We start from the raw sequence: 13130 nt of genomic DNA, 5'->3' as shown, positions 1-13130 counted from the left end.
ACGATGGACATCCCACATCCGCCAGCGAGGTCCTTTCCGCCGTGCTATCAGACTATCTCGCCCATGACGCCCTCGGCCTGGCCGAACTCGTGCGGACTCGCGAAGCCAGCGCGCGCGAGTTGCTGGACACAGCGATCTCGCGCACGGAAGCGGTCAATCCCGCGATCAACGCGATCGTGCTGAAGGACTACGAAGCCGCCCGCGAACGCGCGTCGCGTTACGACGCGAGCATGGCGAACGGCGGGAACGGCATCAACGGTACAAACGGCGCAAATGGCGCAAATGGCGCGGACGCCGACAGCCCGCAAACCGCGCAGACCGCGCTCGCCGGCGTGCCGTATCTGATCAAGGATCTGGGCGCCGCCGTCGCGGGCCTGCGCATGACGATGGGCAGCCGTCACTATCGCCACTTCATTCCCACCGACGACGCGCCGGTCGTCGCGCTCGCCAAAGCGGCGGGCCTCAACATCTTCGGCAAGACGAGCACGTCCGAGCTCGGTCAAATGCCTTATACGGAGCCCGAACTATTCGGCGCGTGCCGTAATCCGTGGAATCTCGACCATACGCCCGGCGGCTCGAGCGGCGGTGCGGCGGCGGCAGTCGCGGCGGGCATCGTGCCGCTCGCGCATGCATCGGACGGCGGCGGCTCGATCCGCATCCCCGCGTCGTGCTGCGGACTGTTCGGGCTCAAGCCGTCGCGTGGACGCGTGCCGCGCATGCCCGCCGCGGTCGCGGCCGGCGAACTCGGCGTCGATCACGCCATCTCGCGCAGCGTGCGCGACAGCGCGGTGTTGCTCGACCTGCTCGCGGGCAACGCGGACCGTCCGCTCGGCGCGCCGGGTACGTTTCTCGGCGCGAGCCGCGAGCCGTGCAAACCGCTGAACATTGCGTACGTGACCGAGCCGATGCTCGCCCCGTCGCTTTCCGCCGATGCACGCGCCGCGCTCGAAGACGCCGCGCAACTTGCAAGCTCGCTGGGACACAACATCGAGCCTGTTTCGCTCGGGATCGATTTCGACGCGGTCAGGCACGCGTTCCTCACGCTGTGGTCCGTGACGGCGGAAGACCTCGTGCTGAACGCCGAGCGCATCACCGGACGCAAGCCGTCACGCGACGAGTTCGAAATCTCGACGTGGGCGATGGCGCACGTGGGCCGCAAGCTCGGTGAGCGCGGCCTGCCCGGGGCGCTCGAAGAACAGCGCCGCATCACCGAACGTCTGACCGATCTGCTGAGCCGCTACGACGTGATTCTGTGCGCAACGCTCGCCGCGGCGCCCATCAAGATCGGCGAGATGCATCCGACGCAGGCCGAGCGCATGCAGATGCGCGCAGTCAGCGCGATGCCGCTCGAGCCGCTGATGAAGAAGCTGCTCGCCGAGGCATCGAACAAGGCGTTTGCGTGGGCGGGCTGCACCGAGCTCTTCAATCTGAGCGGCCAGCCGGCCATGTCGATACCGCTTTACTGGAATGCGCGCGGACTTCCCGTTGGCGTGCAGTTCGCGGCCCGCGACGGCGGCGAAGCCACGCTGCTGCGCCTTGCCGCGCAACTCGAAGCGGCACGGCCGTGGTTCGACAAGCGTCCGCCGCTGATCAAGGCGCGCAGCTAGGCGGTGTGATGTGAGGTGAACGGTTTGCGCTGCGCGTGCGTCGGCATCGACGTGACGATGGCCCGGCATGCAAGCCACTGCGACGATCGACGCAACCAGTCCGCGCATCAAGTAATAAGTCGGTGCGAGCGGCGAGCCGCTCGCCTCGGTAAGCGACGTGACGACGAACGGTCCAAAGCCGCCGAACATCGTCACGGTATTACGGTAGACCAACGAGATACCCGTGCAGCGCAAATCCGCGGAGGAAGAGTTCGGCGCTCAGCGCGCCGCACGGCCGCTCATATTGCAGCGCACATCAGCCAACGCATGAAGGCAGCGTGAGAACCACGCGATCAGGCCTTCTTGTTATACGCACTGCACCAGCCTTTCGCCGCAACCTGCTTGCCGGCGAACATCGGACACGGCGCGTACGGATCGCTGGCTTTGCCCTGATAGAAGCTGCAGTTGCCGCAGTCCTGGCCCGGCGCGTACTTGGCGAACTTCGCCTTGTCGACCTTGCTGGCGTCTTCCTTGTAGCCGAGCGCCTGTGCGGTCGGGTCGCTTTCTGCGACCTTCGGTGCATCGGCGAATGCCTGGCGGGACAGTGCCAGCGACGAAGCCACGCCAATACTGGAAATCAAAAACGTGCGACGGGAAGCTTTCATGGGGACTCACTCCATTTATATTGAACTGATCGCCGTTCTGATGACAGCGGTCCCCAAGGATATCAATGAAGCCGTCTCAGGTGACGGGTCAAATGATAGAGATAAGCGAATCGCAACGACATCGGGCCGCGCCGCGTGAAGCGCAACCGCGTGCGCTCATGCGCGGCCGCTCAATTCGCACACTCGCTGCGCGATCGCCAGGCAAGCCGTGAGTCCCGGCGATTCGATGCCGAACAGATTGACGAGTCCGCGCACGCCATGCGCGGCCGGTCCCTGGATCACGAAATCGGCGGCGGGTTCGCCGGGGCCCGACAGCTTCGGACGGATTCCCGCGTAAGCCGGCTGCAGCGCGTTGTCCGGCAGCGCGGGCCAGTAAGCGCGAATCGCTGCGTAGAAAGATTCGGCGCGCTGGGGATCGACGTCGTAGTTGATGGCATCGACCCATTCGACGTCCGGACCGAAGCGCGCCTGGCCGCCAAGGTCGATCGTCAGATGCACGCCGAGTCCTGCTTCGTTCGGCATCGGATAAATCAGGCGGCTAAACGGCGCGCGTCCGGAGATGCTGAAGTAGTTGCCGCGCGCGAGGTAAAGCGGCGGAACGTGGCGCGCGTCGAGTCCGCGAATCTTGCGCGCCAGCGCGTTCGCGTGCAGCCCGGCGCTGTTGATCACGCAAGCGGCGCTGATCGTGGTTGGCGCATTACCGCCGACCTTGATGATGAAGCGGCCATTGCCCGCCTCGATTGCCTCGACCGGCGAATGGAACGCGAACATCACGCCGTCGCGCTCGGCGTCGCCTTGCAAGGCCAGCATCAACTGATGACTGTCGACAATGCCTGTCTGCGGCGAGAACACGGCCGCCACGCATTCGAGCGCCGGTTCGAGCGCCTGCGCCTCGCTGCCCGTGATGCGCATCAGGTCGAGCACGCCGTTGTCGCGGCCCTTGGCCATGATGCTGTCGAGCTGCGGAATCTGATTGTTCGACGTCGCGACGAGCAGCTTGCCGCAGCGCGAATGCGGCACGTTACGCTCGACACAATAGTCGTAAAGCATCTCGCGGCCGCGCACGCACAGCGTTGCCTTCAGCGAGCCGCGCGGATAGTAGATGCCCGCGTGAATCACTTCGCTGTTGCGCGAACTCGTGCCCACGCCGATTGCCTCGGCGGCTTCCAGCACGATCACTTCGCGCCCGCGCGCCGCGAGCGCACGCGCCACCGCGAGCCCGACCACGCCGGCGCCGATTACGACACATTCGATCTGGTCCATGTCCCTCGACGCAGCCGACTTCGCTACGCGCCGCCTCGTTCATCCATGTAGATGGCAACAGCATGCGGCCAACGAACGCCGTACACCGCTCGCTGCCGAACGCACTGCCGTTTTGCGACCGTTTTACAACGGTCATCCGACCGCTGCCTCAAATTGTACGACGCCGCGCGCACGGCGATGCGCTCCCGCTGTTTCCAGCGACAGCGCATCGTGCGGACATTCGCAGTTTTTGGCGGGAATGGACAGTGGCTGCCTAGAAGCCGATCGGCCTGCGACGGTTGCCGAAGTCGAGCCGGATGTCGCCGCCGCCGATCTCGTCGCGTCCGTCGATGCGCGCCGCGCCGAAGCCGTTCAGAATCGCCCGGCGCATTTCGCGAGGCGACGCGTTTTTCAGCGCGTCGAGCGCGTCGTCGCCGAGCTGCTCCGGAAAGCGCAGACCCCAGTTGTGGGCGCCGCGAATCTCGGCGTAGATGGACTGCGCGATGCGGCGCGCGCCGTCGCGATCCGGCGGCGGAATCTCATACACGTTCATCCGGTTCATGATCGGCTCGGGAATCGAGCGCGCGTCGTTCGCCGTGGCAATCCAGATTACGTGGCCGGCATTGATCGGAATTTCCGCGAATTCGTCGATGAAACTCTGCGCCGTGTCGTGCTCCAGCAGCGCGTACAGCGCACCGAGCGGATCGTATTGCGAGTCGCCGGTAGCCTTGTCTATTTCGTCGACGGTAATCACCGGGTTCGCATAGCTGCCGTTCACGAGCGCGTCGAACACCTTGCCCGGCTTGGCGTTTTTCCATTGCGACGACGCGCCCGAAAGAATCCACCCGGCCGTCAGCGAGCTCATCGCGACATACTGATAAGCCGTGCCGAGCAGGCGCGCTAACTGCTTCGCGAAATGCGTCTTGCCGATGCCGGGATCGCCGAGCAGCAGAATTGGCATCAGTTCGAGACGGTCCTCCGTTTCCAGGCAAAGCGCCACCTGCTTGCGGATGTCGTCGAGCGGATCGGCGAAGTTCGGCAATGCGTCGATCAGATCGTCGATCGACGGCATGCGGTTCGGCTTCACGCAGAACCGCAGATTGCCGGTTTTCAGCATCTTTTCGTAGGTTGTGCGCAGCGCGTCGTTGGCGCCTTCGCTCAGATCGTTCAGCGCCGTCTCGACCTGATCGAGGTCGTACACCTGACTGAAAGACGCTACGGCGATTTCCTGTCTGACCATTGCTGTTGTCATTGCTCACCCCGTCTGACTGGCCTTGCTAGGCGGCATCCGATGGACGCCGTTTCAGGTCCAGTTTAACGAGGACAGATCGGCACGCAAGCCAGCAGTCGTGCGGCTCTGCTGCTAACAGCCGGTTATGCTGCAAAGCCGCGCCAGGCGCGCAGCGAGCACGACCGGCGCGCTTCGAAACAGATTGTTGCTGAACCCGGCCCCGTTTAACGTGTCAGAAAAGCGTTGCGCTCATCAGGCGTAAGATGGCCCTCTGACCAGGCTGCCGGACGCAGTCACCGGAGATTCGTTCTATGTGGAAAACGTCTATCGCGGCCGTGCTGATCGGCACTTCGATGCTGGCACACGCGCAGCAGCGGCCGCCGCAGCAGGTCGTGCAATGGCAACTGCAAGTGCTGCTCAATGGGCAGCAGATCGACACCTTCGACGGCACGACCACGGTCGGCCAGGCGCGCACGGACACGCATCACAAGGTGGTGCAGCACAACGTCGGCTGCAAGGATCAGCCGGCGGGCAGCATCGACCTGGCGCGCACGCTGACGGTGTCGCCGCTGCAGGCGGACAGCAACGAGGTGACGCTCTCCATCGAGGCGCAGGAAACGTTCGAGGACAGCGCCGCGCGCCAGACCGACACCGGCTGCAAACTGCCGCCGCAGCCGCGCCAGGTGAGCGCGAGCCATCCTGGTCTGAAGGTGGCGGCAGGTCAATGGGCGAGCTGGACAATCGTCGACAAAGACCCGGCGCTCGTCTACCGCGTCCGCGCAAATCTGACGAATGGCGCCAATGCGGCAAGCGAGACAAATGCGGCAAGCGCGGCGAGCGCGGTCAATACGGTCAACTGACTGCGCTGCGAGCCAGCGACAAACCCGCGGCAACTCAGGCGCAAGCGCGTTCCGTCGACGGGGTTGAAAAGCGAAGCTGAAGAGCCAACCTGAGAGACCCGCGAACAACGCATGAACAATCGAAGCTCCGAAAACAGAACACGTGGATAACGCGGCATGCGAAACCCCGAAGAATTGATCCGCGAAAGCACAGCACCCAAGGATTTCGTGGCGGTGAGCTGGAACCTTCACAAGGGCCGCACGCCGCTCGGCTTTCAAGCCTGGCAAGCCATGCAGCGCTGGGTTCAGTCGACCCACGCGGACGCCTATTTTCTGCAGGAAGCGATGGCGCGCCGCATGCCGTCGCCGGTATTGGCGAGCAGCTTCGGCGCGCCCGTCGCCGATCCCTTGAACGATGTCTGGCATTGTCAGGCAACCGAAATCGCGCAGGCGCTGCAACTGGAAATCGCGCTCGGGCCGAACGTGTTCAAGCCGTCGTGGCGGCACGGCAATGCGATTCTGTCGCCGCATCCGCTGGATCTCGGCGGACGCTGGGATATTTCCGCGCATCGCTTCGAGAAACGCGGGCTGCTGGTCGCACGCGCGACCTTCGGCGGACACTCGGTCACCTTACTGTGCGCGCACCTCGCGCTGACGCGCTCGGCGCGCTTGCGTCAGATGAACTGGATCGCTCACTGGATCGCGAAGGAAGCGCCGGACGGTCCGCTCGTGCTGGCCGGCGACTTCAACGACTGGCGCAACGATTCGGTGCCGCTGTTCGGCGAGCACGGCCTGCATGAAGTGGCCACGCTGCTCGGCGAGGCGGGCCGCACGTTCCCCGCTTTTTCGCCCGCCCTCGCGCTCGACAAAATGTTCGTGCGCGGCATGAAGCCGATCGAATGGATTCCGCCGACGCAGGAAACCGCGTGGCTGTCGGATCATTTGCCGTATATGGCGCGCTTGCGGGTGGAGTGACGGCGCGGAGCGTGCTGTGGCATGCGGGCCGAAAAGCGCGCTCCCGGTCGACACGATTGCACTTGCGCTTGCGAACGCGCGGTCACGTAGACACAAATGCAGACGCCGGCCGGGCCTATGCGCTTTCTGCCGAACGCGAGCCTCGGCGCGACGTCACTCATTGCGCGGTTGCAGCGGGCAAACGCTGACATTCCCGAGCCTGGTTTTCCGCCCGTTTGCCTGCTTTATTGGCAGGGTCTATGCTGCGCCGCACGGCAGCTTTCTGTATCATCCTGAAAATGTTGCCCGCGCGGCGCGCCTACCCGGCGCGAGCCGGACAGCCGGTGGCAGCCGCCCCGCGCGGCCCTCGTCCATCGCCGTACCTTGGTGACGCGCGGCGGCAAGCACGCCTGGCACTGCCCGTCGCCGGTCGTAATCGGACCCGGCGGACCCGGCGGACCCAGCGAAAACCGGCGCCCGCGCTCTTCGGCCGGAAATCCGCATGATGAGTTCGACGAACGCCGGTTGATCACCGCCGCTCGACCGCTTGATTCGCTGTTTGATTCGCTTTTCGCGCCCCATCGCCGCGTCTCGGCCCGCTGGCGGCGGGCGCGGTAAAATAACGGATTGCGCGCCATTCCGCCCGCGGGTGAGCGCAGCATCGCCCTTGCCGTGCCGGCCGGCTCCAACGACTGGCCGCCTTTGTTTTCGCACTATCCAAGAAGCCATGAGCAACCTCAATTCACAAACCGTCCTGAGCGTCCATCACTGGACCGATACGCTTTTCAGCTTCACCTGCACGCGCGATCCGTCGTTCCGTTTCGAAAACGGCCAGTTCACGATGGTGGGCCTCGAAGTCGACGGCAAGCCGCTCTTGCGCGCGTACAGCCTCGCGAGTGCGAACTACGAAGAACATCTCGAATTCCTGAGCATCAAGGTGCAGGACGGCCCGCTCACGTCGCGTTTGCAGCATCTGAAGGTGGGCGACCAGGTGCTGATCGGCAAGAAGCCGGTCGGCACGCTGATGGCGGACAACCTGCTGCCCGGCAAGACGCTGTGGCTGCTGTCCACCGGCACGGGCCTCGCGCCGTTCATGTCGATCATCAAAGATCCGGACATTTACGACCGCTACGAGCGCGTGGTCCTCACGCACACCTGCCGTTTCGTCGACGAACTGGCGTACAAGGAATACATCACCGACCACCTGCCGGCGCACGAGCACCTCGGCGAACTGGTGCAGGAAAAGCTGCTGTATTACCCGACGGTCACGCGTGAAGCGTTCGAGAACCGCGGCCGCATCACCGAACTCATCGAAACGGAAAAGCTGTTCGCCGACTTGGGCGTGCCGGGCTTCTCGCTCGAAAACGACCGCGTGATGCTCTGCGGCAGCCCGCACATGCTGCGCGACACGCGCAAGCTGCTCGACGACCTGGGCTTCCAGGAAGGCAGCAACAACGAGCCGGGCCACTATGTGGTCGAAAAGGCGTTCGTCGGTTAAGCGATTTTTCGCGGTTCGTGCCGCGAAACCAGGGAAAAGGAGCCTTCTGGCTCCTTTTTTTTCGCCGTTACAATTGAGCGTCGGACATTTGACATTTTCTGTCGGCAATCTTCCTACAGAACGGCATGAGCGGCATGTCAGGCGTTACGTGAACTAATGCCGCTAAGCCTTGGTGGGCCTGCATTTTTTTCTTTTTTGGGATATGATCGCGGCGCGCCGCCGGGCGATTTCACTGCCGCTCATGGTACGACCCGCTTGTTACTGAATGTAAATTTCGTTACGTTGCTGCGTAGTGATCTGCCCGTCGTAGTCATCTGATGCGGCCATATTGGAGGCCCGAGACCTGATGCGTTCTTTCGTCTTCGCGGCGCCGATGCGCCACCGCTTCGCCGTCCGCGCCGCTTTCTGAGAGAAAGTCATGGATACGTCGACTGTCGTCCGTTTCACCAGCCATTCGTCGGCCTTGTTGCCGCGCTCCGCCGAAGACGCGGGCCGCGCGGCGGCGTCATCGTCGGCGTCGGCGGAACGCGAATTGGCTCGCCTGCGCTCGCGCGTGCGGGAGCTTTCCGCCGAACTGGTCCGGGCGCAGGAAGCGGCCTGCCGTCACGTCGCGCGCGAACTGCATGACGGCGTGGGCGCCGAATTGACCGCGACGCGCTTCGCGCTCGCCGGCGTGGAAACCTGGCTGCCCGCCGACGCTCCGGCGCAATGCTCGGCCGCGCTCGCCGTCGCCAACCGCTCGCTCGACGCCGTTTGCGCCGCGACCCGGCAGGCGGTGGCCGAACTGCATGCGCCGGCGCTCGAAGCCGGCATCGTCGGCGCGCTCGCCCAGTGGACCGGCGACTTCGCCGCCCGCACGCAGTTGCGCACGAGCTTCGTCTGCGCGGCCGACGTGCGTCTCACGCGCCTCTCCGCCGACGCCGTGCTCGCCGTGTTCCGCGTCGCCCAGGAAGCGCTGAACAACATCGCCAAGCACGCGCGCGCCGAATCCGCCGACGTGCGGATCGAAACCAGCCGTCGTCATCTGACGCTGATCGTGAGCGACGACGGCGTCGGCGTTTCGCGCCACGCACATCGCAGACACGGGCATTTCGGGCTGAGCGGGATGAAAGCGCGCTGTGCGGCCTTCGACGGCACGCTGAGCGTGACCGCCCGGCGCGGCGGCCAGCCGCTGGTGCAAAACCCGACGCAAAACCCGGCGCAACGCGGCGATAGCGAAGGCCCGCGCGGCACGCTCGTGCGCGCGCGCTTCGCGTGGGACGCGATGCTCGCCGACGCGCAGCCAGGCGGCGGCCTGCGCGCGCTGCAATCGTGAGCGAGCCGTCATGAGCCTGCGCATCCTGCTCGCCGACGATCACGCCGTGGTTCGCCAGGGCGTGCGCCAGTTGCTGCTGGATCGCGGCGTCGCGCGCGAGGTCACCGAGGCGCAGACCGGCGCCGAAGCGCTCGACGCCGTCGCGGCCCACAGTTTCGACGTCGTGCTGCTCGACATTTCGCTGCCGGACATGAACGGCGTCGAAGTGCTCAAGCGCCTGAAGCGCAAGGCGCCGCGCGTGGCGGTGCTGATGTTCTCGATGTATCGCGAGGACCAGTACGCGGTGCGCGCGCTGAAGGCCGGCGCTGCGGGCTACCTGTCGAAAACCGTCGACGCCGCCCAGATGATCGGCGCGATCCAGCAGGTCGCGGCCGGCCGCAAATACGTGAGCCCGGCGATGGCCGAGGCGCTCGCCGATTACGTCTCCTTCGACGGCGAGCAGTTGCCGCACGAAAAGCTCTCCGACCGCGAATACCAGACCCTGTGCATGCTCGCGTCAGGCAAACGGCTGACCGACATTGCCGAGGCGCTGTCGCTGTCGGTGAAAACGGTGAGCGTGTACCGCACGCGCCTGCTCGAGAAGATGAAGCTGCGCAACAACGCCGAACTCACTTTCTATGTGATGAGCAACCGGCTCGTCGACCTCAATCCGGCGATGGCGGGGTAAGCTGGCGGCTGCGGCAGGTCGGATGCCGCCGGGTTGCCGCCGGGTTGCCGCCGGGTTGCCGCTGGATTGCCGCTGGATTGCCGCTGCGATGCCGCTCGGTCACGCCAGCGCCACGTATCCAGAGTCCCGTCTTTTTAGTGCGTCCCAAAAAGGTGCATGCGCGCGCATCCGCTAAAATCGCGGGTTTCCCGACATTCGGCGCGCGACACGCGTGCACTACTGGAGACCCCCGCCAATGTCCCTGTTCCGCAAGAAGAGCGTCGAGCACATGCTCGCGACGAGCGCCCAGAACGCCGGCCTGAAGAAAGCGCTCGGTGCGCTAGACCTGACGTTTCTCGGCGTCGGCGCCATTATCGGCACCGGCATTTTCGTGCTGACCGGCACGGGCGCCGTGCAAGCCGGCCCGGCGCTGATGATCTCGTTCCTGATTGCGGCCGTCGCGTGCGGTTTCGCGGCGCTCGCCTACGCCGAATTTGCATCGACGATTCCGGTCGCGGGCTCCATCTACACGTATTCGTACGCGACGCTCGGCGAACTGGCCGCGTGGATCATCGGCTGGGATCTGATGCTCGAATATGGGCTCGCGACGTCCGCGGTTTCGGTGGGCTGGTCCGGTTATCTGCAATCGCTGCTGTCCGGTTTCGGCGTGTCGTTGCCGGTCGCGCTGACGGCGGCGCCGGGCGCGTTGCCCGGCCATGAAACGCTTTTCAATCTGCCCGCGTTCCTCGTGATGATGGCGATCACCGCGCTGCTGTCGGTCGGCGTGCGCGAGTCGGCGCGGATCAACAACGTGATGGTCGCGATCAAGGTGACCGTGGTGCTGCTCGTGATCGCGGTGGGCGTGTTTCATGTGACGCCGGCGAACTGGCACCCGTTCATGCCGAACGGCTGGAACGGCGTGTTCGGCGCGGCCGCGGTGATGTTCTTCGCGTTCATCGGCTTCGACTCGGTGTCGTCCGCCGCCGAAGAGGTGAAAAACCCGAAGCGCGACTTGCCGATCGGCATCATCGCGTCGCTTGGCGTGTGCGCGGTGTTGTATGTCGCGGTGGCCGCTGTGGTGACCGGCATCGTGCCGTCGGCGCAGTTCGCGAACGTGTCGCATCCGGTGTCGTATGCGTTGCAGGTTGCGGGTCAGCCGTGGGTGGCGGGCTTCATCGATCTGGGCGCGGTGCTCGGCATGCTGACCGTGATCCTCGTGATGGCATACGGACAGACGCGCGTGATTTTCGCGATGTCACGCGATGGTTTGTTGCCTGCACGGCTTTCGCGTGTGCATCCGCGGTTTGCGACGCCGTTCTTCACGACGTGGCTCGTCGGCATTTTCTTCGGGCTCATCGGGGCGCTCGTGCCGTTGAATGTGCTGGCGGAGCTGATCAACATCGGCACGTTGGCGGCGTTTTCGATGGTGTCGATCGCGGTGCTGGTTTTGCGTAGGACGCATCCGGAGTTGCCGCGCGCGTTCCGGTGTCCTGGTGTGCCGGTGGTGCCGGTGCTGGCTGTCGCTTCGTGTCTGTTTTTGATGGTGAATTTGCAGGCTATTACCTGGGTGGCTTTTTTGGTTTGGTTGGTGGTGGGGATGGGGATTTATTTTGGGTATTCGAGGAGGCGGTCGCATTTGGCCCGATGAGGGCAGGGGTTTTTGTTGTTGTTGTTGTTAGTAACCCCCTTGGCCTTTCCTTGATTTCGCGGTGGTCTATTGGTGTTGCCCCTGTGCGGGGCGGCACTCACTTTCTTTGCCGCCGCAAAGAAAGTAAGCAAAGAAAGCGGGCTCACACCGGTGGCTTTTAGATGGCTCCCCCAGTTCGGAGTGGGCAGTGGTGCGCCTTACATCCGTGTCCTCGCGCATTCGGCGCTCGTGACAAGGCAGTCATTCTTCCGGCGACGCTTCGCGCGCCGCAGCGGTCGTTCCCAAAACCATCGCGCATTCGACCGTGTCGCGGGCCGCGAGTCGTCGCGGGGATTCTGCGGTTCCCCGCGCCGCGAACCGTCGCTGCGCTTCGCGCTCTTCTGGCTCCGCCGCCGCGTTCGTCAAAAGCGCGATTGCAACGCAGGCATTTAGATTCCCGCCAGGCAAAACTATTGCCTTCGAGTGCGCCTCGCCGAGGCGAAGCCGATGGCCCCCACCGCGAAAAAGCGCAAGCGGACGGTGTAAGCGAACCCTTCCGGCGAGCACGCAGTGCGAGGCGGGAAGCATGACTGCCTTGTCACGAGCGCCGAATGCGCGAGGACACGGATGTAAGACGCGCCACTGCCGTCTCCGAACCGGTGGACCCATCTAAAAGCTGGCGGTGTAAGCCCGCTTTCTTTGCTTACTTTCTTTGCGGCGGCAAAGAAAGTGAGTGCCGCCCCGCACAGGGGCAACGCGAATAGACCACAGCGAAATCAAGGAAAGGCCAAGGGTGTTAAAAAAAGCGCCGAAAGGCAAAACAACCCCCATAGCGCCCCCGCCCAATTTGTGCTTTACTTTTCGGCAGACTCATAAAAAACCGCAGCACCTTAATCGGACCTCGCGAACGAGCAGCAGGCTGAAGGCAGAACAAAAGCGGTCCGGTTTCCCCCCATCAGGAGACGACTTCATGGCGATCAGCATTAGTCTGACGGTGAACGGTGCGCCCATCAGCGCTTCAGTCGAGCCCGGCACCCTGCTTGTTCAGTTCCTTCGCGATCAACTCCGGCTCACCGGCACGCACGTCGGCTGCGATACGGCCCAGTGCGGCGCGTGCACCGTCCACCTCGACGGCCGCGCGATCAAATCGTGCAACATCCTCGCCGCACAGGCCGACGGCGCGCGCATCACCACCATCGAAGGCCTCGCCAAAGACGGCGCGCTGCATCCGATGCAGGCAGCCTTCAAACACTGCCACGGCCTGCAATGCGGCTTCTGCACGCCCGGCATGGTGATGAGCGCAATCTCGCTCGTCGAACGTCAGCCCAATCTCACCGGCGACGATGTCCGCGCGCAACTCGACGGCAATCTGTGCCGCTGCACCGGCTATCACAACATCGTGAAAGCCGTGCTCGAAGGCGCCGCAGGCATGAAGTCCCCGGGCGCGGCTAACGCCGACGCAAACGCGACTGCCAACGCCAATGCAAACGCGAACGCAAGCGCCACCGCGCAAGCCACCGCCTGAGG

The 13130-nt window shown here is 64.4% G+C and carries 11 protein-coding genes; 8 read left to right on the top strand and 3 right to left on the bottom strand.

Annotated elements, in window-relative coordinates:
- The first annotated feature begins 41 nt into the window (after positions 1–41).
- Positions 42–1607, top strand: coding sequence for an amidase (locus P0D87_RS09700; protein WP_053857388.1), 1566 nt, complete (start codon positions 42–44; stop codon positions 1605–1607).
- Positions 1608–1939: 332 nt separating this feature from the next.
- Here P0D87_RS09700 and P0D87_RS09695 read toward each other — a convergent pair whose 3' ends face one another.
- The 3 genes from P0D87_RS09695 to P0D87_RS09685 all read right to left on the bottom strand — a co-directional run bounded on the left by P0D87_RS09695 (position 1940) and on the right by P0D87_RS09685 (position 4745).
- The gene (locus P0D87_RS09695; protein WP_006050484.1) at positions 1940–2251 is read right to left on the bottom strand and encodes a high-potential iron-sulfur protein; all 312 of its coding nucleotides are present in this window, start codon (positions 2249–2251) and stop codon (positions 1940–1942) included.
- 156 nt (positions 2252–2407) lie between these two features.
- Entirely contained in the window at positions 2408–3514 is a 1107-nt protein-coding gene (locus P0D87_RS09690; RefSeq protein WP_053857387.1) for an NAD(P)/FAD-dependent oxidoreductase, read from the bottom strand.
- 253 nt (positions 3515–3767) lie between these two features.
- Positions 3768–4745 carry an AAA family ATPase gene (locus tag P0D87_RS09685; RefSeq protein ID WP_029969498.1) on the bottom strand — a complete coding sequence of 326 codons (978 nt, stop codon included), beginning with the start codon at positions 4743–4745 and terminating at the stop codon, positions 3768–3770.
- A 290-nt stretch (positions 4746–5035) separates the two neighbouring features.
- Between P0D87_RS09685 and P0D87_RS09680 the strand changes: the two genes are divergently transcribed.
- The 7 genes from P0D87_RS09680 (at position 5036) to P0D87_RS09650 (ending at position 13128) form a co-directional block, all read left to right on the top strand.
- Positions 5036–5584 carry a hypothetical protein gene (locus P0D87_RS09680; RefSeq protein WP_053857386.1) on the top strand — a complete coding sequence of 183 codons (549 nt, stop codon included), beginning with the start codon at positions 5036–5038 and terminating at the stop codon, positions 5582–5584.
- A 156-nt stretch (positions 5585–5740) separates the two neighbouring features.
- The gene (locus P0D87_RS09675; RefSeq protein ID WP_006050488.1) at positions 5741–6538 is read left to right on the top strand and encodes an endonuclease/exonuclease/phosphatase family protein; all 798 of its coding nucleotides are present in this window, start codon (positions 5741–5743) and stop codon (positions 6536–6538) included.
- A gap of 706 nt (positions 6539–7244) precedes the next feature.
- Positions 7245–8015 carry a ferredoxin--NADP reductase gene (locus P0D87_RS09670; protein ID WP_006050489.1) on the top strand — a complete coding sequence of 257 codons (771 nt, stop codon included), beginning with the start codon at positions 7245–7247 and terminating at the stop codon, positions 8013–8015.
- Between the two features lie 418 nt (positions 8016–8433).
- The gene (locus P0D87_RS09665) at positions 8434–9330 is read left to right on the top strand and encodes a sensor histidine kinase (protein WP_053857385.1); all 897 of its coding nucleotides are present in this window, start codon (positions 8434–8436) and stop codon (positions 9328–9330) included.
- Between the two features lie 10 nt (positions 9331–9340).
- On the top strand, positions 9341–9997 hold the full coding sequence (gene rqpR / locus P0D87_RS09660) for a response regulator transcription factor RqpR (protein WP_006050491.1): 657 nt from the start codon (positions 9341–9343) through the stop codon (positions 9995–9997).
- 235 nt (positions 9998–10232) lie between these two features.
- Positions 10233–11624 carry a branched-chain amino acid transporter BcaP gene (gene bcaP / locus P0D87_RS09655; RefSeq protein ID WP_029969492.1) on the top strand — a complete coding sequence of 464 codons (1392 nt, stop codon included), beginning with the start codon at positions 10233–10235 and terminating at the stop codon, positions 11622–11624.
- Between the two features lie 949 nt (positions 11625–12573).
- Complete coding sequence (locus tag P0D87_RS09650; RefSeq protein ID WP_029969487.1) at positions 12574–13128, top strand: (2Fe-2S)-binding protein; 555 nt, start codon at positions 12574–12576, stop codon at positions 13126–13128.
- Positions 13129–13130: the final 2 nt, after the last annotated feature.

The organism is Paraburkholderia sp. RL17-368-BIF-A (genome assembly GCF_046054045.1).
In the GTDB taxonomy this organism is placed as follows: Bacteria; Pseudomonadota; Gammaproteobacteria; order Burkholderiales; family Burkholderiaceae; genus Paraburkholderia; species Paraburkholderia graminis.
Note: the sequence above shows the minus strand (reverse complement) of the source record. Positions and strands in the feature narration are given on the sequence as shown.

What these genes read in the sequence shown, in the direction of transcription:
- P0D87_RS09695 (WP_006050484.1), bottom strand. Translation starts at nt 2,251, where the DNA reads ATGAAAGCTTCCCGTCGCACGTTTTTGATTTCCAGTATTGGCGTGGCT.
- P0D87_RS09690 (WP_053857387.1), bottom strand. Translation starts at nt 3,514, where the DNA reads ATGGACCAGATCGAATGTGTCGTAATCGGCGCCGGCGTGGTCGGGCTC.
- P0D87_RS09685 (WP_029969498.1), bottom strand. Translation starts at nt 4,745, where the DNA reads ATGACAACAGCAATGGTCAGACAGGAAATCGCCGTAGCGTCTTTCAGT.
- P0D87_RS09680 (WP_053857386.1), top strand. Translation starts at nt 5,036, where the DNA reads ATGTGGAAAACGTCTATCGCGGCCGTGCTGATCGGCACTTCGATGCTG.
- P0D87_RS09675 (WP_006050488.1), top strand. Translation starts at nt 5,741, where the DNA reads ATGCGAAACCCCGAAGAATTGATCCGCGAAAGCACAGCACCCAAGGAT.
- P0D87_RS09670 (WP_006050489.1), top strand. Translation starts at nt 7,245, where the DNA reads ATGAGCAACCTCAATTCACAAACCGTCCTGAGCGTCCATCACTGGACC.
- P0D87_RS09665 (WP_053857385.1), top strand. Translation starts at nt 8,434, where the DNA reads ATGGATACGTCGACTGTCGTCCGTTTCACCAGCCATTCGTCGGCCTTG.
- rqpR (WP_006050491.1), top strand. Translation starts at nt 9,341, where the DNA reads ATGAGCCTGCGCATCCTGCTCGCCGACGATCACGCCGTGGTTCGCCAG.
- bcaP (WP_029969492.1), top strand. Translation starts at nt 10,233, where the DNA reads ATGTCCCTGTTCCGCAAGAAGAGCGTCGAGCACATGCTCGCGACGAGC.
- P0D87_RS09650 (WP_029969487.1), top strand. Translation starts at nt 12,574, where the DNA reads ATGGCGATCAGCATTAGTCTGACGGTGAACGGTGCGCCCATCAGCGCT.